The sequence below is a fragment of the Nonlabens sp. Hel1_33_55 genome (assembly GCF_900101765.1).
GTDB lineage: Bacteria > Bacteroidota > Bacteroidia > Flavobacteriales > Flavobacteriaceae > Nonlabens.
The window spans coordinates 512,579-537,824 of sequence record NZ_LT627735.1 but is presented as its reverse complement, the minus strand read 5'-3'; the positions used below and the strand labels follow the sequence as shown (position 1 = coordinate 537,824).

Below are 25,246 nucleotides of genomic sequence, written 5' to 3'. Positions count from 1 at the left end.
ATGGGAAAACGCAGAATTAAACATGTGACCGTTATAGGTTCAGGAATTATGGGAAGCGGTATCGCTTGCCATTTTGCTAACATAGGTTGCGAGGTATTATTGCTGGATATTGTTCCTAGAGAACTGACAGATAAGGAAAAGGCTCAAGGATTAACGCTAGAAGATAAGCAGGTGCGCAATCGCATGGTAAATGAAAATCTTGCCAGTGCGATTAAAAGTAACCCTGCACCTTTGTATGTTAAGGAGTTTGCAAATCGCATTTCTACTGGAAATCTAGAAGATGACCTTAAAAAAATAAAAGATACAGACTGGATCATTGAGGTAGTTGTAGAACGACTAGATATCAAGAAATCAGTATTTGAAAAGATTGAAGAGCACCGTAAAAAAGGAACTCTGATTACCTCAAATACGTCTGGAATTCCTATCAAATTTATGAATGAAGGGCGCAGTGAAGATTTCCGTAAGCATTTTGCGGTAACACACTTCTTCAATCCACCTAGATATTTGAAATTATTTGAAGTTGTTCCAGGACCAGATTGTGATCCTGAAGTGACCGACTTCTTAATGCACTATGGTGAGAAATTCTTGGGCAAAACTTCTGTACTTGCAAAGGATACTCCGGCATTTATTGGTAACCGTGTTGGTATTTTCTCTATACAGAGTTTATTCCATACAGTTAAAGAAATGGGACTAACTGTTTCTGAAGTCGATAAATTGACAGGTCCAGTAATAGGACGACCTAAGTCGGCTACATTTAGAACTGTCGATGTTGTTGGATTGGATACATTGGTACATGTTGCCAATGGTGTTTATGAAAATGCTCCAGAAGATGAACATAGAGATATGTTCAAACTTCCAGAATTCATCGACACGATGATGCAAAACAAATGGCTAGGTAGTAAATCTGGTCAAGGATTTTACAAAAAAGTAAAAGGGAAAGATGGCAAAAGTGAGATTCAAGGATTGAACCTTGAAACGATGGAGTATGAACTAGAGGATCGAGCAAAATTTGCTACTCTAGAACAAACTAAAAGTATTGATAATGTACCAGATCGTTTTCCTGTTTTAATAAAAGGAAAAGATAAAGCTGGCGAATTTTACCGTAAGAGTTTTGGTTCCCTATTTGCATACGTACAACACAGAATCCCAGGAATTTCTGATGAATTATATCGCATCGATGATGCAATGAGCGCAGGATTCGGTTGGGAGAATGGCCCTTTTGAAATATGGGATGCTGTTGGTGTTCAGAAAGGGATTGACCTGATGAAAGAACAGGGAAAAGAGCCAGCTTCATGGGTAACCGAAATGCTCGAGAAAGGTTTTGAGTCTTTTTACAAAGTAAAAGACGGAGCGACATATTACTACTCTATCCCAGATAAAGACTACGTTAAGAAACCTGGACAGGACAGTATTATTATCCTTGATAACATAAGAGAATCCAAAGAAATCTGGAGCAATTCTGGTGTTTCCATTCAAGATCTAGGTGATGGTATCATCAATTGTGAGTTCCGTAGTAAAATGAATTCTATAGGTGGTGATGTACTTGCCGGTATTAATAAAGCGATTGACCTTGCAGAAACGAATTATGACGGATTGGTAGTTGCCAATTCTGGCACCAACTTCTCAGTAGGTGCCAACATTGGAATGATTTTCATGATGGCCGTCGAGCAGGAATATGATGAGCTTAACATGGCAATCAAACAATTCCAAGACACTATGATGCGCATGCGTTATAGCAGTATTCCTACTGTTGTAGCACCACATCAAATGACGCTGGGTGGTGGTTGTGAGATGTCTATGCATGCAGATGCCGTGGTAGCTCATGCAGAAACCTATATCGGTTTGGTTGAGTTTGGCGTTGGAGTAATTCCTGGCGGTGGTGGATCTAAAGAAATGACGCTGAGAGCAGCGAAAGGATTTGGTCAGGGTGATGTAGAACTCAACCGATTAAGAGAATACTTCTTAACCATTGGACAGGCTAAAGTTGCAACAAGTGCTTATGAAGCTTTTGATTTGGGAATATTAGAGAAAGGAAAAGACAAAGTTGTGGTAAACGCGTCTCACCAGATTGCAGCTGCCAAAGCAGAAGCTAGAATGCTGGCAGATATGGGTTACACCCAACCGCCACCTAACAAAAGCATTAAAGTTCTTGGTCAACAGGCTTTAGGTATGTTCCTCGTTGGAACTGACGCAATGGAAGCTGGTAAATACATCAGCGACCATGATAAGAAAATTGCCAACAAGCTAGCCTACGTTATGGCTGGTGGCAATTTGAGTCAAGCACAAGAAGTATCAGAACAATATCTTCTAGATCTTGAGAGAGAAGCTTTCTTGAGTTTAACGGGAGAACGTAAAACGTTGGAACGCTTGCAGCACATGTTGCAAAAAGGTAAACCACTTAGAAACTAAGACAATGAACAAAACAGCATATATAGTAGCCGCAAAAAGAACAGCGGTAGGAAAATCTGGCAGAGGCGTTTTTAGGTTCAAAAGACCTGACGAACTTGCTGCCGAAACCATTCAAGGAATGTTGAAGGATCTTCCTGATTTTGACAAAGGCCGCATTGATGATATGATCATTGGTAACGCGATGCCTGAGGCAGAACAGGGATTGAACATGGCACGCCAGATCTCACTTTTAGCGTTGGATCGTGTGGACGTTCCTGGAACCACTATCAATAGATGGTGTGCTTCAGGATTAGATGCGATAGGCGCAGCAGTAGCACGTATACAGTCAGGAATGGCAGAATGTATCGTGGCTGGTGGTGTAGAAAGTATGAGCTATGTCCCAATGGGTGGTTACAAACCAACTCCAGATTACAAGCTGGCCAAACAAGGTCACGAAGATTATTATTGGGGAATGGGATTGACCGCTGAAGAGGTGGCGAATGAATACAACGTCTCTCGTGAAGAACAAGATCAGTTTGCCTACGAATCTCAAATGAAAGCCTTAAAAGCTCAAGAAGAGAATCGTTTTCAAGATCAAATCGTACCTATCGATGTTGAGGAAGTTTACCTTGATGAGAATGGTAAAAAACAAACTAGAACTTACACGGTGACTAAAGATGAAGGTCCGCGTAAAGGAACTAATGTAGAAGCTTTATCAAAATTACGTCCAGTATTCGCTGCTGGTGGTAGTGTTACTGCTGGTAACTCTTCACAAACTAGTGATGGTGCAGCATTCACTTTAGTGATGAGCGAGGATATGGTGAACGAATTGGGCATCAAACCTATTGCAAAAATGGTAAGCTTTGCCGTTGCAGCCGTTGAACCACGCGTGATGGGAATTGCTCCTATCATTGCGATTCCTAAAGCATTGAAACAAGCCGGACTTAAAAAAGAAGACATGGCCTTGATCGAATTGAACGAGGCGTTTGCAAGTCAATCTGTAGCTGTAGTTCGCGAGTTAGATCTTAATAAGGACATCGTGAATGTCAACGGTGGTGCGATCGCATTGGGTCATCCACTAGGATGTACTGGTGCAAAATTATCGGTTCAGATTTTTGATGAAATGCGCAAGCGTGGCAATCAAGGCAAACACTGTATGGTTACCATGTGTGTGGGAACTGGACAAGGAGCCGCTGGAATATTTGAGTTTTTAAATTAGTCGTCAGTATTTAGACCGCTTCGCTTTTAGTAATTAGACGTTAGAGTTGAAGGTATTTTAGTGGTATAAAGAAAGACTAATAGCGTTCAAAGAAGATTGGTTTTTACGCTTTCGCGAAAGCGTAATAGGATTGAAATTTAAGGATATATAATGCATCAATTTGAGAAATTGAATATTTGGCAAAAAGCGATGGATCTTGTAGCTGAAATTTATAAAGCTACCGAGCAATTTCCGAACGAAGAAAAATACGGTTTGACTTCACAAATGCGAAGAAGCGCTGTTTCAATTCCATCAAATATCGCAGAAGGGTCAGGAAGAAATAGTAATCAGCAGTTTAATTATTTCTTAGGGATCGCTTCTGGAAGTACCTCAGAATTGATAACTCAAACATTTTTATCTGAGAGATTAAAATTAATTGATAAAGAAATATCAGAAAAAATAGTTGATCAATGTGTCGAGATTAGCAAAATGAATATTTCACTACAAAAGTCACTGAGTAAAAATACTAATTACTAAAAGCAAGCTAGGCTTGCGTACTAAATACTAAATACTATTATGTCAACAGAAACAGCAGAAAAGAAAATGATCCGCGGTGGTCAATTTATAGTAACAGAAACAACCGCAGAAGATGTGTTCACTCCTGAAGATTTCACGGATGAACAACAGATGATGAAGGAATCTGTCCGCGAGTTTGTGGACAAAGAGATTGTACCTCACAAAGAACGTTTTGAAAAGAAAGATTACGCACTTACTGAAGAAGTAATGCGCAAGGCTGGAGAAATGGGCTTTTTAGGTATCGCAGTGCCAGAAGAATACGACGGTCTAGGAATGGGATTTGTTTCCACAATGTTGGTTTGTGACTACATCTCTGGAGCAACTGGTTCCATCGCTACCGCTTTTGGTGCACATACAGGAATTGGTACCATGCCTATTACTTTATACGGAACTGAAGAACAGAAGAAAAAATACGTTCCTAAACTTGCCACTGGTGAGTGGTTTGGAGCTTACTGTTTGACAGAGCCAGGCGCAGGTTCTGACGCCAACTCTGGAAAAACAAAAGCAGAACTTACAGAAGATGGTAAGCATTACAAGATCAACGGTCAAAAAATGTGGATCTCAAATGCTGGTTTTTGTAATGTATTTGTGGTTTTCGCACGTATGGGCGATGATAAAAACATCACTGGATTTATTGTAGAAAATGATTCTAGCAATGGGATTTCTATGGGTGAAGAAGAGCATAAGCTCGGTATCCACTCCTCTTCTACTCGTCAGGTATTTTTCAACGATACGTTAGTACCAGTTGAAAATATGTTGGCTGGTCAAGGTGAAGGTTTCAAAATTGCTATGAACGCGTTGAACGTAGGTCGTATCAAGTTGGCAGCAGCATGTTTAGATGCACAACGTCGTGTGATTTCATTAGCTACTCAATATGCTAACGACCGTGAGCAGTTCAATACGCCTATTGCCAAGTTTGGTGCGATACGCAAGAAAATTGCAGATATGGCAACTAACGCTTATGTAGGTGAAAGTGCTTCTTATCGTGCAGCAAAAGACATTGAAAATAGGATCCACGCAAGACAAGAAGCTGGAGAAACATTTGCTCAATCAGAATTGAAAGGTGTTGAAGAGTTTGCTATTGAATGTTCTATCCTCAAAGTAGCAGTTTCTGAAGATATGCAGGAATGTGCCGATGAAGGTATCCAGATTTATGGTGGTATGGGCTTTAGTGCAGATGCTCCTATGGAAGCCGCCTGGAGAGATGCTCGTATTTCCCGTATATATGAAGGTACTAACGAGATCAACCGCATGCTAGCGGTCGGAATGCTTGTGAAGAAGGCAATGAAGGGTCATGTGAATCTACTAGAACCAGCAATGGCAGTAGGCCAGGAATTGACCTCTATTCCATCTTTTGATACGCCAGATTACTCTCAGCTTTTTGCTGAAGAGAAAGAAATGCTTGCCAAACTCAAGAAAGTGTTCTTGATGGTTGCTGGTAGCGCCGTTCAAAAATTAGGAACTGAATTAGAGAAGCACCAGCAATTATTGCTTGCCGCATCTGATATCTTGATCGAGATCTATATGGCAGAAAGTGCGATCCTAAGAACTGAAAAGAACGCTGGCCGTTATGGTGAAGACTCTCAGACAGAGCAAATCGCAATGTCTAAGTTATACTTATACAAAGCATCCAAGATTATTCAAGCAAAAGCTGAAGAAGGAATCGCAGGATTTGCCGAAGGTGATGAGCAACGAATGATGCTAATGGGCTTGAAACGATTTACTAAGTATGCCAATTTGCCTAACGTGATCGAACTAAGAAACACGATCGCAGATAAAGTAACTGAAGAAAATAAGTATCCTTTCTAGGAAACTAAAACGTGAAGTGAAAAATTGCCTTGGAGAGATTCAAGGCTTTTTTTTATCTGATTGAGTGGAATGTTAGTTCGCTTTCGCGAAAGCGATATCCTCATCATCAGTATACTTAACAATTTACTAAGGAGAAATGGCGATCTAACTTATAGTTTTGCGAAAACTGAATATAGTATTATGGAAGATTTCAATACCGGAAGCATCGTTGCACTTGCCCTAGAATATGGCTTGCCTATTTTAAAGGCGATCATCGCATATATCATTGGTGCCTGGTTAATTAAAAGATTTATCAAATTAGCTCGTAAGGTCATGACCAAGCGTGATTATGAGCTGACGCTGCAGAAATTCCTAGTCAACATTCTGACATGGGGTGCGTGGATACTTTTGATTTTGGCGATTATAGGAATTTTAGGAGTTCCAACCGCTGGATTTGCGGCTGTTCTTGGTGGTATGGCTCTTGCTATAGGCCTTGCATTACAAGGATCCTTATCTAACTTTGCCGGTGGTGTTCTACTTCTCTTGTTCAAACCTTTCAAGGTAGGCGATGTGGTAGAAGCTCAAGGAATTACTGGTACGATATCTGAAATTGATATCCTTCAAACTAAAGTGATCACTTTTGAACGCAAGCTAGCTATCATTCCTAACGGTCCATTACTCAACGGTAATATTATCAATCATGATGGTACTGGTATACTTAGATGTCAGGCATCGATAGGTGTGAGTTATGATGCTGACATTCCTAAGGTAAAAGAGGCATTAATGAATCTTTGTAAGTCTCATCCTCTAGTGTTAGAAGATCCGGCTCCATTGATTCAAGTTGCTGAAAATGCAGATAGCAGTATTAATATTAATGTAAGACCGTATACTCTATCTAATGATGTATGGACGGTTTACTGGTACTTGCAGGAGAACTTCAAACCTACATTAGATGCCATAGGTGTTGAGATACCTTATCCTCATCAGGTGGAGATTCATAAAGAGGCTTAATTTATTGCCTTAAATTTATAAAGCCGTTTCATTAGTTTGAATCGGCTTTTTATGTTTTTATGTTCTCATTTGAATTGACATTTTAAATACTTTAATCTGTCGTAAACCGTTATTCGGGCAAATTGAGAATCCATGAAATCAAGATCATTTTTAGGCTATATTTTTATCCTGTTAGGGTTACTTTCTTGCTCTAGTGAGGAAGATTATGACACTGGAATGGATCCTAATAATCCACCAGTGCAAACAGGAAATGGAAGGTTTGAAAATGGAATTTTCATCCCTACACCAGGAACTACATTTGAATGGCGATTGGATGATCTTCCAAATAACTTTCAGGCAAATGTTGATGTTATTGACATTGATGCTTTTGCAGCTACTCCAGAATTAGTGGCTAACCTACAAGCCCAAGGCACAAAAGTCATTGCATATCTATCGGTGGGAAGTTTTGAAAATTTCAGAGAAGATGCCGGCTCATTCCCTGCAGGTATTAAAGGAAACAGATATGAAGATTTTCCAGATGAGAATTGGCTAGATGTTAGACAGATTGATATCATAGGTCCGATTATGGAAGCTAGACTGGACATGATTAAAGCTAAAGGCTTTGACGGCATTGAACCTGACAACATTAACGGCTATCAAAATAATACAGGTTTCAACTTAACCGAGCAAGATGCCATCACCTATTCCAAATGGCTTATAAGAGAAGCTCATGAACGTGGTTTAAGCATCGCTCAAAAAAATGCAGAAGAACTTATACCTATAATGGTAAACGAATTCGATTGGTTCCTTGCAGAAGATGCTTATGTAGAGAACTTCTATCAGCAATTAGAACCGTACATCAATGCCAATAAAGCCGTATTTCTTGTCGAGTATACAGATAGAATAAACCGGGCAAATTTTAATCGCGATGTTTGTCCCGTAGCTACTCAATTACAATATACCAGCCTTTTAAAAAACCGGGATCTTACAAACACGACTTTTTACTGCTATTAATCAGACGATTTGATACGATTACTTTAAGCTGATTTTGGCAGGCTATCAAGGTCTATATTCTAATTTTACTTCTTTAAAATTAGACTTATGAAGTATCAAATATCCATAGACGACGTATCCAACATTGATGAGATAGAAAACAAATGGAATCACGATGATTATGTCAATCTATTGGAGTTGTTTGAATTTGGTGATACAGGCGATGCTTCTGATCAGGATTTAAAAGAACTATTATACCTCGCCATTTCTGAATATGAGCCACAAGAGGCTGCAGAGATTGTCCTGCGTTATAAATTTAATGATGAAATGAACGACGGTCAATATGATCAAGTATCCAACGATATGCTTAAGGAAAATGTAGCCGAAAAGCATTCTGACATCTCCTTACATAGCAGACTATTTGATGTGAATGAGTTTCTATACAAAGCCTACAATGGTAAGTTCCCACATGCCAAAGCAACTGTGATCCAATTCACTGCTAAACCTCTCAAGGAAAATACCCAAGAGTTGAAAGAAGATGATGTATTAAGAATGTTGTGTACTGGTATTGATCCTCATGCGATCGTTCAGCGTTTATATAAAGATCAGATAAGCGGTGAGGAAGAATTTCCAGAAGCCGAAGATATTCTGTGGTACTTTGAAAAAACAGGTGATCACTCCTATCAGATCATCACATCAGATTACTGGATCAACAATGAAGATTTTATTAAAGGTGAGTTTGAAGCAAAATTGATTATTGAGGAAGAAGATTAACGTCCTGCCGCAGTATTTGCAAGATTACTCAAAGCCATATTGATGGTTTCTAAATTTTCTGACTGACCAGAAATCCCGTGACGTTGCGCTATATAGACAGCATCATTGTAAGCGATATTAACCGAACCATCTGCAGATTCATACACCAGCATTTTCTGTGGAAGGTCTAATGCAATAGAGCTACCTTCTTGCAGTAAAGGCGTTCCTAAGGCCGGATTGCCGAAGATCACAACCCTAGTTGGTCTCAACGTCATATTTACACTAGCCGCATTTGCTTGATGATCAAGCTCTGCAACGATAGAAATGTTGGAATTAGACTGCAGTGTAGAAATTAAAGTGGAATAAGTCGTTTCAAAATCCTGATCACTAACAACCGTTCGCACACCTTGATTGAGTGAAACGCGTGTACCATTACTTCTAACCGAATTATCTGTAGCACTACTGGCAAAATTGCTTAATGCCTGTGCCACCATATCTCCAGATTCTGGATCCACTCCATGTCTAGCATTCAGATAGTCAACTGAATTATAGATGACTGTCGTCAATTCATTTTCATTTTCGTAGACCGCAAATTTTTGTGGTAGATCAAGTCCAGCTTGCTGATTTTGCTGCATAAAAGGTGTTCCCAACGCAGGATTTCCAAAAAATACGGTGCTCGTATTACGCAATTCTTGATTTACTCTAGATGCATTACTTCTATGATCCACTTGCGCCACAATGCTTACTGGTCCTGCATCGCGTAGACTGCTTACCAGCAATGAATAAGTTTCATCAAATTCTGCGCGGGAAAAACTGTAGTTCGCTCCGGTAGTTACAGGTAGGTTATCTGCGGCATCATCATCGCTACAACTTGTTATCAGTAAGCAACTCAATATAAATAGACGTATCATGGAAATCATTTTGAAGAAAAATATTACAATATAAAACCTCGGGCAACTTATTGTTTATTCTTTAACGTGGATGGAGAGTGTGTGAAGTAATCAGGATTGTTGGTATTCCGCTTTCGCGAAAGCGTAACAACCGCTATCTTTAAAACAAAAATTTACATGAAGTTTCTTCCTATTTTCATTCTTGCAAGTGGTTTATCGTTTGCCCAAGTTCCTTCTGCAAATCAGCAGGATATTTATAAGATCATTGACGAGGTCAGTGCAGATCGTATTGAAAGTGATGTGCGCAGGCTGGCTGGATTTGGTACTCGCAACACCTTTTCTGATACCATAAGTGATACTCGTGGGATAGGTGCCGCGAGACGCTGGATCAAAGCAGAATTTGATAAAATCAGCGCCGACTGTGGTGGATGCCTCGAGGTATTCTATCAAAAAGATCTTGTGACCAAAGAGATGAGCAATCGTATACCCATGGATACCTATGTAGTCAATGTGGTCGCTATCCAGCGTGGATCAACGAACCCGAACGATTTTGTAATGATGAGTGGTGACATCGATTCCCGTAACAGCGATGGATCTGATTTTACTAAAGATGCTCCTGGAGCAAATGATAACGCCAGCGGTATGGCTGGTACCATTGAAGCCGCTCGAGTATTGAGCAAGCGCAAGTTTAGAAATTCCATTGTTTATGTTGGGTTGAGTGGTGAGGAACAAGGACTCTTCGGTGGGAAAGGACTGGCTGAATATGCCAAAGAAAAGGAATGGAACGTCATAGGTTTTTTAAACAATGACATGATAGGAAATATTGAAGGTGTGGATGGTGTGATTGATAATCGCGAATTCAGAATCTTCTCTGAACCAACTGACCCGACCGAGACTGAGCGCGAGCGCAATGGCCGTCGTTTCTATGGCGGCGAGGTAGATGGGATCTCCAGACAGCTAGCTAGGTACATTCACAAAAGCGTGCAGAATTACATGCCAGAGATGAAGCCTATGATGGTGTATCGATTGGATCGTTTTGGTCGTGGTGGACACCATAGACCATTTAATGATTTAGGTTTTGCAGGAATCAGAATAATGGAAGCGCATGAAAATTATACACAGCAGCATCAAGATATTAGAGTAGAAAATGGCATCGCTTATGGAGATGTAGTAGAGCATGTTAACTTCCCTTATGCTAAGAAACTTACTGCAGTAAATGCAATCAACCTGGCACAACTCGCATGGGCTCCTACCCGACCAGAAAATGTAAGAATAGGCGGTATTGTTGAGGCAGACGCAAAACTGGCTTGGGAAAAAGTTCCTGGAGCGGTAGGCTATAAAATCTACTGGAGAGATACTACAAGTCCTACTTGGGATAATTCCAGATATGTAGGCGACATCACAGAATTTACACTAAAAGGTATCGTAATTGATAATTCATTTTTTGGTGTGGCAGCTGTAGCAGCTGACGGTACTGAAAGTGTCGTATCCTTTCCCTCAGGAACCATGCGCTAAGCAAACACAAAGCTTTCAAAGAAAAATACCCATTATTGGGTATTTTTTTTTGCCTAATTTAAAGGCATATTTGAACCCAACCTCAAAAAACTAATCTAATGACCAAATCAGATCCTTTCAAACCAATAACCGAAGTTTCCCAAGCAAACTGCTATAAACCTATATCAATTTATGAAGGAAACGGTATCCATCTATGGGCCTTTTTTGAATGGAGTGACAAGTTTTCTTTAAGTAGTATCGTTTTTTGCCAATTGGAAGGAGACTATCAAGTAGGTAAAGTAAAATTCAAAGACGAAAAGATATATGTGTCTCTAGAAAAGAATGCCAAGCCACTCCATAAATTTAATCTACCTAAGAAGTTAGAAAAAAATATAGAGTACCCAACTATCATTTTAATGGATGATAAAGAAGATGAAGACGATTTCACTTTTCCAGATGATGGAACGATCATCGTAAGAAGGAATCCTTAATGAGATTAATTTTAGTCCTCTTAATTTTTGTTTGCTCTACGAGTTTTGCCCAGACCAATCTTTTAGACGAAGTGCGTAGCCTAAACTATTTGGGTAAATACAAAGAAGGTAATGAAGTCTTAATCACGATTGATACTGTTGGGTTTAACAGGCTCAATAGAGCAAAATACCTTTATGAGGTTGCCCTTTGCAAAATTAACTTGGAAGGTGAAGTAGTCAAATCCTATCAGGTTTTACTAGATGCCAAAAAACTACTAGGCAATCGAAATTATGACTTACTTTTTAAATTGAATGATGAGCTCATTTATGCTCAGCTTTCTTTTGATGACAGTGAAAATACTGCCAATGAGCTAATGGCTGAAAATTGTGCCATAGCAGAAAAAACTCAGGACCCTAAACATGTCATTTATTGCAACAGTTATAAGTTTTACCAAATTAATAATGAAGATCCATTTAAATTCCAAAAGCAATTAGCATTATTACATGAGGATCGAGTGATTGCTGAAGAGTCTAATCTAAAAGTCATTCATGGGAATACGCTTATAAATATCGCAACGATTCATGATAAAGCAGAGCAATTTGATTCTGCAATGATTTATTATGAGAAATCCCGAGCATACGTAGAGAATAAGGAATACTTACCAACTAAAATTGCCTTCTTCAATAACATAGCAAATACCTTGAATAGTCTAGGCAGGTACGATGAAGCCATTGAGAATTTGAACAAAGCGTTGCTATTATCAAAAGATCAAGCTATCAACCCTTCAAAACTAAATATCTATTATAATCTTGCACAAAATTATGATCTCAATCAAGAATATAAGAAAGGTATCGAGGCCTATAAGGATTACATTTCTTATTATGATTCACTTAATAGAACAGAACGCCTAAAAGCAGTTCAAGAATTAGAAGCCAAATATCAAGTCCAAGAACGCAAACTTGAAAATGCCGAGTTAAGTGCAGACAATGAGCGTCAAAAAACGATGATCATTTCCATTGCTGGTAGCGCATTGGTATTGCTTCTTGGTGGAATATTTGTATATAAGAATCAAGACAAAAAACGACGACTGGCTTTACAGGAAACTGAACTTGAAAAACAACGCGCAGATAACTTGATGAAAAATCAAGAACTTGCCACCATAGACGCCATGATCGCTGGTCAGGAAAAAGAACGTAAAAATTTGGCAAGCGAGCTACATGATGACCTGGGCAGTTCTTTGACCACGATCAGGCTTTACTTTGAAAATCTCAAAGATCATTTTAAAGAAGATACCTCAAAAGAAATCTATACACGTACAGATAAGTTGCTAGAAGAAACCTATGCCACCATACGCGGTATGTCGCACAGTAGGCATAATGGTGTGCTGGCAAGTAAAGGCTTGATCCCAACAGTTCAAAAGTTGGCACAAAACCTAACCGATACAGGCAAAATAAAGGTCACCGTTTACAGTCATGAGATGGATCGCAATATTGAAAATTCACTGGAACTCAATATTTTCAGAATGATTCAGGAATTGCTTAGTAATGTTGTCAAACATGCTGGTGCCACTGCTGCGACGGTCAATGTGATAGGCTCTGCAAAAAGCATCAATCTTATGGTAGAAGATAATGGTAAGGGTTTCAAGGCAAAAATTGATCAAAAATCAGATGGTATGGGATTGTACAGCATAGAAAAACGTGTAGAGGAAATGGACGGGACTATGGAAATAGATTCCAGCGCTGGACATGGAACCACCATCACCATTGAAATTCCCATATTATGATTCAGCTTATCATTGTTGAAGATCACGAGTCACTCATCGATGGATTGAAATTGCTTTTTGCGAACGATCCAGAAATAGAAGTTGTAGCCACTGCACAAGATGGTGTGGAACTTGTAAAACTTTTAGATTATAAACAAGCTCACGTTATCCTTACTGATATAAGCATGCCCAGAATGAATGGCGTCGAGGTCTGCAAAAAGGTGAAAGAGATTGATCCCCATACTAAAGTGATTGCATTTACCATGTTTGATGATGACCAAGCCGTTAGAGATATGATCGACGCTGGAGCAGAAGGTTACATTCTCAAAATACGACCTTTATCTGTTGTTAGGGAAGCCATTCTTACCGTTATGCAAGGAAATAATTATATGGATAGCGCCATCACGATTGTCCCTACTTCTAAAAAGTCATATGACGCAGACGAATTACTTTCTAATACAGAGCGTGAGATCCTTAAACTTATAGCGGCTGGTAATCAGTCTTCAGAAATTGCGGAGATTAGACACTGTGCCGTGGGAACGATCCACAAACACCGCAAAAATATGATTCAGAAATTGGGCTTGCACGGTAAAGGTGAATTGTTGCGGTATGCCTTGCAAAAACATGAACACTATAAATAAGGCTGTTGTTTGTTTCGCTTTCGCGAAAGCAATATACATACCATCTAAATGCTACATTCAAAAGCTAGCAACTAATTCTAACTAACTATTTTTTAACATATTATACCCTTTATTGGGTATTCCCTAGCCTTTCCTCACAGCTTACTTTTATCAATAAGTAAGACATCAAGAAAAGGGGAAAGGAATTGGAAGCAATTCCTTATAGCTACCAGGCGATACCGTCTGGTAGTTTTTTTGTTTAAGCTCGCTGGAATTAAATTGTATATTTGGTTGTAAATCAAGTATAGCAATGAAAGCCCTCAAATATATTTTCATTTTACTGCTGGTAGTGATCATCGCCGGCGCCATTTATTTCTCGTTACAAGACGGTCATTATGATGTCAGTAGATCTGCTGTAGTTGAAGCTCCCAAAAGTCTGGTTTACGAACAACTCGCTGACTTGAAAAAATGGGAGAACTGGGATGCTTATAGAAATGAGGAAGATATGGAGGTCACTTACCGTGACCAGACCGCTGGCGTGGATGGCGCCTATTCCTTTACAGATGAGTACGGTACTGGTACTATAACCATAACAAAACTGGACCCAAACAAATCCATGGAAATGGATTTTGTGTATGAACACAGCATGGGAAAATCAGAAGCCCAGATTGATTATCAGCTCGTAGAGGTTGAAGATGGAACTCAAGTGACCATGCACGTAGAAGGTGACCAAACACTTGTGGACAAAATTTTCAACAAGGTTACTGGTACTGATATGGAACAGGAACTGGGTGATATCTATGATGAGAGCTTGGTAAATCTTGACACTTATCTTCAAGAAAAGATGGATCAATATACCATTAGCCCAGATGGATTGATTGATTATGGTGGCGGCTATTATTTATATATGTCAACCAGCAGCACCATGGAAAATTTTACAAGGCTGCAAACCCAAATGCTGCAAAAAATAAGAAGCTACATGAGTAGCAACAATATTGATAGTTATGGAGCGCCTATGGTGATCTATGAAAAATTTGATGAGACTAGAGAGAACGTTATCTTTTCGGCAGGGATTCCTGTTAAGGATCGCGTCATCACTGCTGTAAATTCTACCATACTATGTGGTTTTCAAGAACCAGGTAGAGCGGTAAAAATCACCTTAAAGGGCGATTATAAATATTTACCAGAAGCATGGCAGATAGGTGAAGGATTTATCACGGTAAATGGTTTGGAACGCTCTGAACAGCCGCCGTTTGAATTCTACAAAACAGACTCCTACAAAGAGGCTAATCCAGCAAATTATTTGACTGAGGTCTATTTACCTGTGCTATAATGCTCAAGAGTTTAATCTTTGTATTTATTGGTGGTGGTTTAGGCAGTTGTTTAAGGTTTGCCTTTTCCATCTGGATGAATAATGAAAGTATCAAATGGATTCCTACACTTACGGTAAATGTAATAGGATGTCTCTTACTGGGCAGTTTTCTTGCTCTTAATGACAAAAGCCAGCTATCAGAATCTACATTCTTATTGCTGGCTGTTGGTTTTTGTGGTGGCCTGACGACCTTCAGCACATTTTCTGCTGAATTATATTTTTTATTAAAACAAACTGCTTACTTGCAAGCACTCAGCTATTTTTTGCTAAGTACGAGTTTAGGCATAACCGCAGTTTTTGTTTCTTATCAATGGATCAAATCCATGAATTAAAAACTGTACTAGCGTACTCTAATGCGCTGTCCAATTCTTTTCGCTTTCTCAGAATGGAAAAGGAATTTTCCCAAAAGAAGTATCACAGCAATATCTGCCGTTACTAGAAACAACATTCTCAAGAACGTGGTTCCAGCAAAATCAATGGTAAAGCCTACAACACCACTAATGGTAGCAATGATGGCTAGGATAAGTATAAATTTATTCATGATGTTTCATTTATAGAGTACAAATTTCAATGAGAACTCCTCATTTTCAAGTTAAAGCACATACAATTACTATTTTATTAACTAGACAAGGTTTTCATCAGTTGTCCATAAGCTCTTCAAATGCTGGAGGAAGTTCTGTAAAACTTTCGATACCTTTTTCACTCATTTGATCCTTAGCTCTCTTCCACTCATTTTCTGTAGGCTCTGATGCTTCCTGCTCCTTAGCCAGTTCTGGCTCGTAGGTCAAAGTAACAAATACTGGAAAATGATCACTACCATAATCTGAACCTGTACCAGCGTTCTTGTATCTAAATTCTGATGACGTTAATATATGATCTAAGTTCCAGCGCATAATGATAGGATACTGCGCATGAAAGGTGTTGTAAAATCCACGTCCAAGGCGATAGTCAAGCAGTTTTCCTATCTTTTTAGTCAACTCAGTTGGGTCAGACCACGCGACATCATTAAAGTCTCCTAGAACTACTACTGGAAGATCTGAATTATAACTCTTAATGGCCGTTCTCATCAACTCGGTATCACGATCGGTACTCTTAGGATTGTGTTGCGGCATAGGTGGAGTTGGATGTATAGCCAGTAATTGGAACCAGTTGCCATCTTTCAACTGTATTTGTGCATCAATTGAAGGTATCCCTTCATCAACCATAAAGTTGATTGATGAATTACGAATTGGTAGTTTTGAGTACAATATCATTCCGTAAGTATTGTCTTGAGGCTGTTCCACCTTGTAAGGGTAATCTTGGCCTATTTTACTACTTATTGTATTGAGCCATCTGCTATTAGTTTCAGTGAAGAGAATTATATCTGGATTTTGATCTTGTATATCTTTGAAAAGCTTTTCACTACTCTCATTGGATTCAAGAACGTTTGCTGTGAATACTGTGAATTCTTTATTTTCAGAAATTCCTTCAGTACTTGCTAAAACCTCATTACTACTTATGGGTAAGAACTTATAGATCTTTGTCATTTGAAAGGCAAAACAACCTATTAGAATACCAATGTATAGGTAATCCTTAATCCATCGTGGTTTGAAAGTAAAGAAATAAAGGATGATGGCAATTAAGGTAAACGCAGCCAATTGAAGGTGTGGGAAATCGAATACTCTAATCCACCAAAAGTCTGCAGCGAATAACGGAACTAGTGACAATAATGCCGCAATTAAACCTATAATTTGAAATGTAATTCTCCAGTTCATAATATCAATTTTTTTAAATATAGCCTTATGACCATGGGTCTGTAAGAAATTACCTAATATTTAGCACTTCTAAACAAAAGCATCGTTTTCAAAATTATCTTGAGCCATGGCTTTAGGATTGGGACCCCATTCGTTGGTTCCTGGCTTGCTGTCTTCAACCCAAAAAATCAACAATATAATATTACCAACGAGCGGTATCAAAGCCATTAAATAATACCAGCCGCTACGACCAGTATCATGCAGTCTACGAACTATGACAGCAAGAGTAGGCAGTATAACTCCCAACCCATAGATACCCAGTAAAATTCCAGGAAGTATCACTAAATCACTTTCCGCAACTAGTAAAGCAATAACAGGAATGTAAAGTGCAAAGAATACGATGATATTGAAGAGATAGAAATACCAAAATTCTGAACGACGAGCGCGTCCATTAAAGTCTGCGTATTTATTGAAGCACGTCTTGACATAATCCATCATTCCCTTAGATGCAACGGTTCCATCTTCTGGACGGTGATGTCTTGTGGGTTGGTAGTTTGAGTTGGATGCTGGTTGATTGAGATCTGACATTTTGGTTGGTTTTGATCGATGAAAGATATGAAAATTGGAAATTGCGCTTTCGCGAAAGCGAACTATTTATACAACCCTATTAACAATTAAAACGGGTAACCAATTGCGAAATTGAACACAGGACTGCCAAAATCGTTGACCCATCGATCGCCTTCTGGCAATGAAGGATCGTGCAACGGTGCGGCAAGGTCAAACCTGATCACAAAACCCTGAACGTCGACTCGTATACCAGCACCAGCGCCTATCCCTAATTCATTATAGAAATTACCGCTAAACTTACCACCTGGCAAACCATTATCCGTGGTATTCCAAACGTTACCGGCATCTGCAAAAAATGCTCCTTTCACATAACCAAAAATAGGAAAGCGATATTCCACGTTTGCCTCAAGTCGTAAGTTACCAGATTGATCAAAAAAGGATCGACTATCAGCATCTGGTGGCGTGTAGGTTCCTGGACCTAAGGATCTCGTTCTAAAGGCGCGAACACTGTACGCACCACCAGAAAAGTATTGTTTGCTAAATGGCATCACGTCGCTGTTCCCATAAGGAACTCCTATTCCAGCAAAAAGCCTGGTGGCAATGCGCTGGTCTTCTCCAGTGATAAAATGATATCTAAAGTCTACATCGACTTTTGCATACTGTGCATATTCCAATCCCAAAAATTCGTCCTTTATCTCTCCAGTGTCAGGATCTGGATCACCATCCTGGCCTAATAAACTGATGGAATTACCAGCTACGTCCAGATTACTATTTACATAAAACAGACTGCGGCGGTTCGTGCGCAACATACCATTATAGGTAAAGCTATAGTTCAATCCAGATATAAACTGCTGGTCAAAACTTGTTCTAAGGAATGGATTGTCATTCAGAATAGCATCAAACTCCTCAGATTGGTACAGCAAATTGACATAATTAATTGCGATGGGATCCAACTCGTGTGTAACATATTTATTGGCTTGCCACACATAACCAAAACTTCCAGAAAACGTCAATAGCCCATATAATGCACTACGATTTAATAGGTTAGCTTCCAGACTAATAATAGTTTTAGGAATCGAATACTCAAAAACATCACTATCAAAAGAAATGGGCGAGATCACTCTAGGGAAAATAAGGTCTGCACCTAACGCAAACTCTGTACTGGTAAGTCCTGCTTGACTACTACCAGCAATTTGAACTTCATAAGCTGCTCTAGCTTTTAGGTTGAGTAGCTCGCCACCTCTAAAAAGGTTTCTGTTTGAAAAGGTAAGTCCCAAACTAGGACCTGCAAAATCGTTGGATTTGGTGACTCCTTGCAGCTCTGCTCTTATAGCCCGCTTATTAAGCGGTGATAAATAGATATTTGCCTCCAGATAATTAACAGAATCGTTAAGCATGGAATCTACCTCAGTATACTCGATGTTTACAAATTTGTAGGCTCCTATGGATCCCAATCTACGGCTGGTGGCTTTTGATTTTTCTGGGCTGTACAACTCACCTTCAGTTAGTGTAATGAAAGGATCCAATCGATCTACTCTAAAGAAGTTCTCATCCTGAATGTAATTTTTATTGTCAAATCTGGTGGTGTCTTGTCGGGTACTATCTGCACCAACGGTGTTGTGAGGATACACGTTGATTTCCTTCAATCTATAGGGCTTTACGGCCTTACTAGGAACATCTTGTTTGAGTTTTAAAAACAAATCAAACTTGCGATTATCGTATCTATTGGTATCTGCCTGAAAAATTAAAAATCCTGAATTGAAATTGTAATAGCCTTTTTCTTTGAGGTCCGCATCGATACGCTCACGTTCTAGCTTCATTGCGGATAAATCAAACCTTGATCCTTTCTTAATGGGCGAAGTTTGGACTTGCTGCTCCAATAAATCATAAAACGGAATCGAATCCCTATCTACTTGATAGGTTTCCATGGTGTAAGGTTGCGGCAAAGTAACCTGATAGCCTACCGTTGCTTCTTTAACATCTTCATTGCGTTCTACAGTAGTTCCAATCTCGCTGAAAAAAAATCCGCGATTTTCTAATCGATTTCTGATTAGGTCTCTGGTTGATTCCTGTTCTACATCTGATAAATAGACTGGATCTTCACCTATCTTTTTATTCATGAACTTTCTAAACCAACCGGCACTATCGACATTAACTTTATAGTAATAATGCAGTCCTGGTCGCAATCCCAAAATCTTGGAATTAGGTTTGGGAGAAATTGCTTTTAAAAGTTCTGCAGTTAAAGCATCCACATTCTCCACCGTTGCAGCAGAATCCACTTTAACATCGAGGTCATAAGAATCCAATAAGAGCTCATCTTCTGGTACATATTTTTTCACGGCACATGAATAAACTGCCATGAGCGTGACAAGCAAAATGCTAATTCTTATATAGTGTCTTTTTATCAATGAGATATTTTTAAACTCTTAATTATTCTCTTTCTTCTGCTGTGCCTCGCGCTCTTTTTTTGTTGCTTCCAACTGTCGTTGCGCTTCCTCTTCTTCCTTTCTGGCAGCATCTGCCTTTTCCTTCTCTTTCTTCTTTTCGGCGTCTTCTCTTCTTTTTGCGGCTGCAGCTTCTTCTTGAACCGTTTTAGTAAACAGGTTTTTGAATTCGTTGAATTCCTTGGTGAAAATGAGACTTATACCACTCACGATTAACTGTCCATCAATCACATTATCAAACTGATTCTTACGGAATCCTTTCAATCGCCACTGGCCAGATTCGTTAAGTAAATATTCTAGACTTACATTACCTATGACAGGTGTTTGACCTTCTGAAGGTGCAGCGCTTCCCTGAATATCTACCTCACTACCTACACTTACAATTAGACGATCATCCAACAATTTTTTGCTCGCTGCGACGTCTAGTGTTGTGCGATCACGCGCATCACCGCTGGAATAATCGGTATAACTATCTAGTCCAAAGTTTAGATCCACTCCAGTATTCCCCAATAATTTTCCGCCAAACTGATTCAACTGATCACTTAGCGCTTGGTTCAAATTGTCTCTGGCAATCGCTGCCGTTCCACCAGAACTACCATCCGAGCCACTGGTTGGGAAGAATTTATTGAGTACCAATAAAGAGAACACCTGTTTGTTCAATTCTTGCTCTTGGCTATTCAATTGCTGTACTTGTGAATAGACCTGACCACCAGCATAACCTTGTTCATCTTCTGGCATATCCAGTCTAAAGCTAATTACTGGTGCCGTTAATTCTCCATCAACATTTAGATAAACTAAGAATGGCAACACCTGACGGAATTGTGTTAATTGAGTAATATCACTTCCACTCGTTCTTGAAGCCATTAATGAACTTGCACTCGTCTCAACTTCATATATCGCACTCACATTTAGGCTGGCATCAAATGGATCACCAGACCAAGAAACGCTACCGCCTTTAGCAAGATCAAATCTTCTGGAAACTATTTCGTAAAGACTTAGCTCATAAAACCCATCGTTGATCTCATAACGTCCCGAAAGCGTCATACGGCCATTAGGAGTCATTCTAAATTTCAAATCTCCATCACCGGTCACCTGCAGGTTATCACCCGTGGTTGGATCGACGATGACATTGACTTTAGCTCCGTTTGTAATTCGCATGTCTGCGGTAATGTCGTATCCAGTAAGTGTGGCGCTTTCATCTTCGGTCTGCGTCAATATCGCATCTGGATTTTCTTTATTGACAAACTGTACGATACCATCACGCTGTACAATATCAAGTTCTGTAGCCGGCATAACATAAGTAACATCTGTTGAATCATCAACATCTAGTGTCAAATCAACCACAGGAATCGTAAGATCACCTGTTACAGTTGCAGTAGCGTCAAAGGTGGCTTTACCGTAATAGAGATCATTATCACCAGCGGTAGAATTTAAAGCGGTAAAATTGTCTGCCTTTAACCTCAGGTCAAAGGTTGGTGTTAATAGATCTTCCGTTCCTATGTTTCCATCAACCGAGAAGATATTATTGTCTGCATCTCTTACTTCAAAATTATTGAAGACGAGCCCATCGTTATTAACGATAAGTTCCTCATCCTGCATAAGAAAAGGTGCGTCGAGCATATTCACGGTAAATCCTGCCTGATTGAAATTAAAATTACCTTCATAAATAGGCTCCAAAGTGGTTCCATTCAGATTCATTTCTCCAGAGAGATAACCTTTTCCATCACTTAAAAAATCTGACGCAATACCACTTACGGTAGACATACTCAATCGCTGTAGATCTAGATTAAGATCTATCTGCGCAGCCACAGGATCTACTCGGTAATCACCGGCCAGTTCCATATCCACATCATCACCTTTCAAGGTCATGTTCATCGTATAAAGGTCACCTGAACCAGAATCTGCATCCAGCGTCAACACACCTAGCGGTACTTCAAATACGTTCAAGTCTTGAATGTTAAGATCTGCTGTGAATCCCATCTTGCCAAAAATATCTTCCAAGACCAATTCTCCATTGAGGCTGCCGCTAGCTAATTTTTCATCTGGATTTAATAAGCTCAAAAGCGCCTGTAATCTAAAATTATTGAGCAACAAGGCCACGTGATCCTTATCGACACCTGTCAAATCGCTACGCAACTCAACGCTTTGGGATTCATTGGATAGCTTGAAATTATTGAACGTAATGAGATTATCGCCGTAGGCCACACTATTATCATTTGGTATGGTCCACGGTTTCTTATTGAGGATTAAATCATCCAACTTAAGCCTGAATAGTAGGTCTTCAATTCCTTGATCGTTACGCTTTCGCGAAAGCGTGCTCCCAAAATGCATCAATACTTCTTCATCATCATAAGAGATAAAGTCAAGGTTTAGTTCACTTTGTGAAACGACTCCATTGAGATTGGTACGCTTGATTGCCAGCGGTCCAGATTCTAGATCTTTGAATCCCACATCAAATGTCAAATTTTGCTCATCAGACCTAGAGGTAATGACCAGGCTATCGATTTCACTACCAGCATATTTAATATAGGGAGCTGTGATATCTGTATCTAATTTGCGATCCAGTTCATTGAAATTCATGGCAATCTTCACGGTGTCCAGCGCCTCAAGGCTAGGCAACATCACATCTCTCAAAATAGGTGCTGGCCTCAATGAACCATTTATTTTCATTACCACTGGCTGGATGGTGTCCATGCTTACATTAGTAGTCAAATAGCGATCTATGTGTCGTTGTAACGCACTGGCAAGTGCCGCAGGGTCTGCATTAGAGCGCAATTCCAAATCCAACATTTTGTTCCTAACATCAACAGATGTAGTGTCTGGACGTACAAAAGCATCGAGATCTACCGTACCCAACAAATAAGACTGATTGTCAAAAACGGCAATACCATCAGTGATGGTAGAATTCACTTCATAATTAGTAGCATCACCCTTAAATTGCGCGGATATGTTTCCTGCTGCTTTTACATTTTGGTTAGTAATCCCAAAAGCTCGCAGATCAACGCCAGCAATATCTAACTGCACATTTGCTTGGGTTGCCACGCTATCCAATTGGATTTGACTATCTAAATTCAGGTTGATATTATCATCTTTGTATTTTGAAGTAACAGATCCGTTTCCATTTTTGAAAGAACCATTAATGGGAAGATTTTTGATTTCATATCCGTTATAGGTGAAACTATTGATACTCGCATCTATTACAGCGTCTAGATCATTAATGGTCGATCCAGAACCGCTGGTTTTCAAATCCAGACTCAATTTACCCAACTGTGGATTCTGCAATATGCTACCCAGATCGATTTCTCTTCCTTCTACAGTGGCATTAAAAGCCATCACATTTTGATTCTTGAAACTTCCATCCAGTTTGATGTTACCCGCAGACGTTGTCAGTGTCGCTTTTGCATTGATATCATCGACCTGGCCTTGAGCATTTCCAGCCAGCGAGAAGCGCTCTGGTAATTGTACACCTAGCTCCTGCTCGTTCACAAAACGTCGCATGTCTGCTCTAGTAGATCGTATTTTTATGGATGGAAAGTCGATGTATAGATTGTCAGGATCTGTGGCGTTGCGCAAGCTACCTGTAGCCATGATGGCGGTCTGATTTCCCCAATTTGCCACAAGATTGGGGATTTGCATCGCTGCAGTCGAACCCGTTGCTTTTAAACTTCCAGTAAGTTGTCTCTTACTAAGAGCGAGTAAATATTCATTGGATCTCAAGTCAGGCTGAAATCTAAAGACATCAGTCAAATCGATGCTATAATTGGGAATAGCGACGTCCAGTTGTACATTTTCTGGATTATTGATAAAGCTATTCATGCTATCATAACCCAATTGTACCTTTCCTTGAAGGGAATTGTTGTTGACCTGCGCATTAAGATCTGTGATATCAATCGTCTGGTCTGAAGCAGTGACGGCTAACGAAAACTGGTTCACATTGATTCCAGAACCTTCGTCAAAAGCAAGTTCATCAATAGTAGCGGTTGCTTTTTGGTTTTCGTAATGAATATCGTCTGTAAGCAACCTAAGATTGCTTATAACGATCGCATTAGGATCAAACTGATTGGGTTTAGGTGCAGCACCGTCCAGTCTGTAATCCACTGAATTGTTGTTAAGATCGATATCCTGGACATCAATTATAAAATCTGGCCATTCAAATGGTGCGGCCGCGGTATTTGTAGCTGTAGTTTCACTTTCCACAGTTCGCATGGCGAGTTTGACTTCGCTATCGTTAAGCGTGAAAAAGTCCACTACAAAGTTGCTGTCTTGTACATCTGCTTTTGAAATGGATGTTTCCAGTAAGCCAATAAAACTATCCAAATCTAACGCATCAGGAACAGATTCATATCCCAACCTGACACGATCCAATTTTAAATTCCCAACGGTAATTCTAGGTAATGGTGAATCTCCAGCATCGTCTGTAATAGCTTCTGCGATGGTTGTATCTGTGTTGGGATCGTCGTCGGGTTCTGCTTTCGCGAAAGCGGTAACCGTGTCCTTATCATACTTGATTATGGCATTTGTTAGTGATACCTCATCAATATCCACAATCATCTTATCCAGATCCAATTCATTCATGGAAAGATTGAAAGCTTCAAACTTTATAATGGCATCCAGCTCTTCTACATCGTCATTGAGAGTGATATCAAAATTGGTGAAATCAAGATCACCCAGTGAAAATTGAAGTGGCTCTGAGGTTGTCGTGGTATCTTCTACCACAAAGGCATCGATTAAAAATTGGTAATTAAATCCTTCTACCGTGTCCTTGCGATTTATACGAGCCTTCAAACCATCCCAGCGAGCATAATCTAGACCTATGCCACCGCCATTAATGATAGGCCACAATGGGACGCTCGCTTCCAGACTTTTTGAATAGACGAGCGTATCTCCTTTCTTATCTGCCAGGTAAACGCCATCCAGTTCTATATTGCCGCCAAATGTGACAAATGCTTTGTCTATGGAAACCTCAGTTCCCGTTTTGCCTTCTACATAGTTAACGGCTTGACCTACGATAATATCCTGGCCCCAAGGACTGCGAATAAATAGAACTAGAAGAATTAGGAAAACAAGAATACCTAGAAAAACACGGCCTAGTCTGCGCAGCCAGCGGTATTTCCTTACTTTTTTGGTAGTCTTTTTATCGTTTTCTTCCACGTGACGGTTTTGCGTTTAGGGAAACGCTATTAGGGATCGCAAATTGCTAAAATCCA

Annotated in this window: 19 protein-coding genes; 13 read left to right on the top strand and 6 right to left on the bottom strand. The window is 39.7% G+C overall.

Annotation, left to right across the window (positions count from 1 at the left end):
- From BLO34_RS02410 to BLO34_RS02380, 7 genes are all read left to right on the top strand, one after another.
- Positions 1-2,409 (top strand): 3-hydroxyacyl-CoA dehydrogenase/enoyl-CoA hydratase family protein, encoded by a 2,409-nt coding sequence (locus tag BLO34_RS02410; protein ID WP_090752271.1) that lies wholly within the window; start codon positions 1-3, stop codon positions 2,407-2,409.
- A 4-nt stretch (positions 2,410-2,413) separates the two neighbouring features.
- A complete protein-coding gene (locus tag BLO34_RS02405; protein WP_090752269.1) occupies positions 2,414-3,607 on the top strand; it encodes an acetyl-CoA C-acyltransferase in 1,194 nt (397 codons plus the stop codon).
- A 150-nt stretch (positions 3,608-3,757) separates the two neighbouring features.
- Complete coding sequence (locus tag BLO34_RS02400) at positions 3,758-4,123, top strand: four helix bundle protein (RefSeq protein WP_090752266.1); 366 nt, start codon at positions 3,758-3,760, stop codon at positions 4,121-4,123.
- 39 nt (positions 4,124-4,162) lie between these two features.
- Positions 4,163-5,971, top strand: coding sequence for an acyl-CoA dehydrogenase family protein (locus tag BLO34_RS02395; protein WP_090752264.1), 1,809 nt, complete (start codon positions 4,163-4,165; stop codon positions 5,969-5,971).
- A 180-nt stretch (positions 5,972-6,151) separates the two neighbouring features.
- Complete coding sequence (locus BLO34_RS02390; RefSeq protein WP_090756376.1) at positions 6,152-6,961, top strand: mechanosensitive ion channel family protein; 810 nt, start codon at positions 6,152-6,154, stop codon at positions 6,959-6,961.
- 132 nt (positions 6,962-7,093) lie between these two features.
- Positions 7,094-7,954 (top strand): endo alpha-1,4 polygalactosaminidase, encoded by an 861-nt coding sequence (locus BLO34_RS02385; RefSeq protein ID WP_090752262.1) that lies wholly within the window; start codon positions 7,094-7,096, stop codon positions 7,952-7,954.
- Between the two features lie 87 nt (positions 7,955-8,041).
- Entirely contained in the window at positions 8,042-8,707 is a 666-nt protein-coding gene (locus tag BLO34_RS02380) for a hypothetical protein (protein ID WP_090752260.1), read from the top strand.
- On the opposite strand, the gene BLO34_RS02375 is transcribed toward BLO34_RS02380, so the two are convergent.
- Positions 8,704-9,597, bottom strand: a complete 894-nt coding sequence (locus BLO34_RS02375) for a DUF302 domain-containing protein (RefSeq protein ID WP_090756373.1) — start codon at positions 9,595-9,597, stop codon at positions 8,704-8,706. The genes BLO34_RS02380 and BLO34_RS02375 overlap by 4 nt on opposite strands.
- Positions 9,598-9,753: 156 nt before the next feature.
- Here BLO34_RS02375 and BLO34_RS02370 point away from each other — a divergent pair, with 156 nt between their 5' ends.
- The 6 genes from BLO34_RS02370 (at position 9,754) to crcB (ending at position 15,627) form a co-directional block, all read left to right on the top strand.
- Entirely contained in the window at positions 9,754-11,091 is a 1,338-nt protein-coding gene (locus BLO34_RS02370; RefSeq protein ID WP_090752257.1) for a M28 family peptidase, read from the top strand.
- A gap of 98 nt (positions 11,092-11,189) precedes the next feature.
- Complete coding sequence (locus BLO34_RS02365; RefSeq protein WP_090752255.1) at positions 11,190-11,561, top strand: hypothetical protein; 372 nt, start codon at positions 11,190-11,192, stop codon at positions 11,559-11,561.
- Positions 11,561-13,324 carry a sensor histidine kinase gene (locus BLO34_RS02360; protein WP_090752253.1) on the top strand — a complete coding sequence of 588 codons (1,764 nt, stop codon included), beginning with the start codon at positions 11,561-11,563 and terminating at the stop codon, positions 13,322-13,324. The genes BLO34_RS02365 and BLO34_RS02360 overlap by 1 nt, the downstream gene beginning before the upstream one ends.
- Entirely contained in the window at positions 13,321-13,944 is a 624-nt protein-coding gene (locus BLO34_RS02355; protein WP_090752252.1) for a response regulator, read from the top strand. The genes BLO34_RS02360 and BLO34_RS02355 overlap by 4 nt, the downstream gene beginning before the upstream one ends.
- 289 nt (positions 13,945-14,233) lie before the next feature.
- The gene (locus tag BLO34_RS02350; RefSeq protein WP_090752249.1) at positions 14,234-15,256 is read left to right on the top strand and encodes an SRPBCC family protein; all 1,023 of its coding nucleotides are present in this window, start codon (positions 14,234-14,236) and stop codon (positions 15,254-15,256) included.
- Complete coding sequence (gene crcB / locus BLO34_RS02345) at positions 15,256-15,627, top strand: fluoride efflux transporter CrcB (protein WP_090752247.1); 372 nt, start codon at positions 15,256-15,258, stop codon at positions 15,625-15,627. The genes BLO34_RS02350 and crcB overlap by 1 nt, the downstream gene beginning before the upstream one ends.
- A gap of 8 nt (positions 15,628-15,635) precedes the next feature.
- On the opposite strand, the gene BLO34_RS02340 is transcribed toward crcB, so the two are convergent.
- The 5 genes from BLO34_RS02340 to BLO34_RS02320 form a co-directional block, all read right to left on the bottom strand.
- Entirely contained in the window at positions 15,636-15,836 is a 201-nt protein-coding gene (locus BLO34_RS02340) for a hypothetical protein (RefSeq protein ID WP_090752246.1), read from the bottom strand.
- 97 nt (positions 15,837-15,933) lie between these two features.
- Positions 15,934-17,049: an endonuclease/exonuclease/phosphatase family protein gene (locus tag BLO34_RS02335; protein ID WP_090752244.1), complete on the bottom strand. Its 1,116-nt coding sequence runs from the start codon at positions 17,047-17,049 to the stop codon at positions 15,934-15,936.
- Positions 17,050-17,118: 69 nt separating this feature from the next.
- Complete coding sequence (locus BLO34_RS02330; protein ID WP_231959538.1) at positions 17,119-17,616, bottom strand: DUF805 domain-containing protein; 498 nt, start codon at positions 17,614-17,616, stop codon at positions 17,119-17,121.
- Positions 17,617-17,702: 86 nt separating this feature from the next.
- Complete coding sequence (locus BLO34_RS02325) at positions 17,703-20,003, bottom strand: BamA/TamA family outer membrane protein (RefSeq protein WP_317039242.1); 2,301 nt, start codon at positions 20,001-20,003, stop codon at positions 17,703-17,705.
- An 18-nt stretch (positions 20,004-20,021) separates the two neighbouring features.
- Entirely contained in the window at positions 20,022-25,190 is a 5,169-nt protein-coding gene (locus BLO34_RS02320) for a translocation/assembly module TamB (RefSeq protein ID WP_090752241.1), read from the bottom strand.
- Between the last annotated feature and the right edge of the window lie 56 nt (positions 25,191-25,246).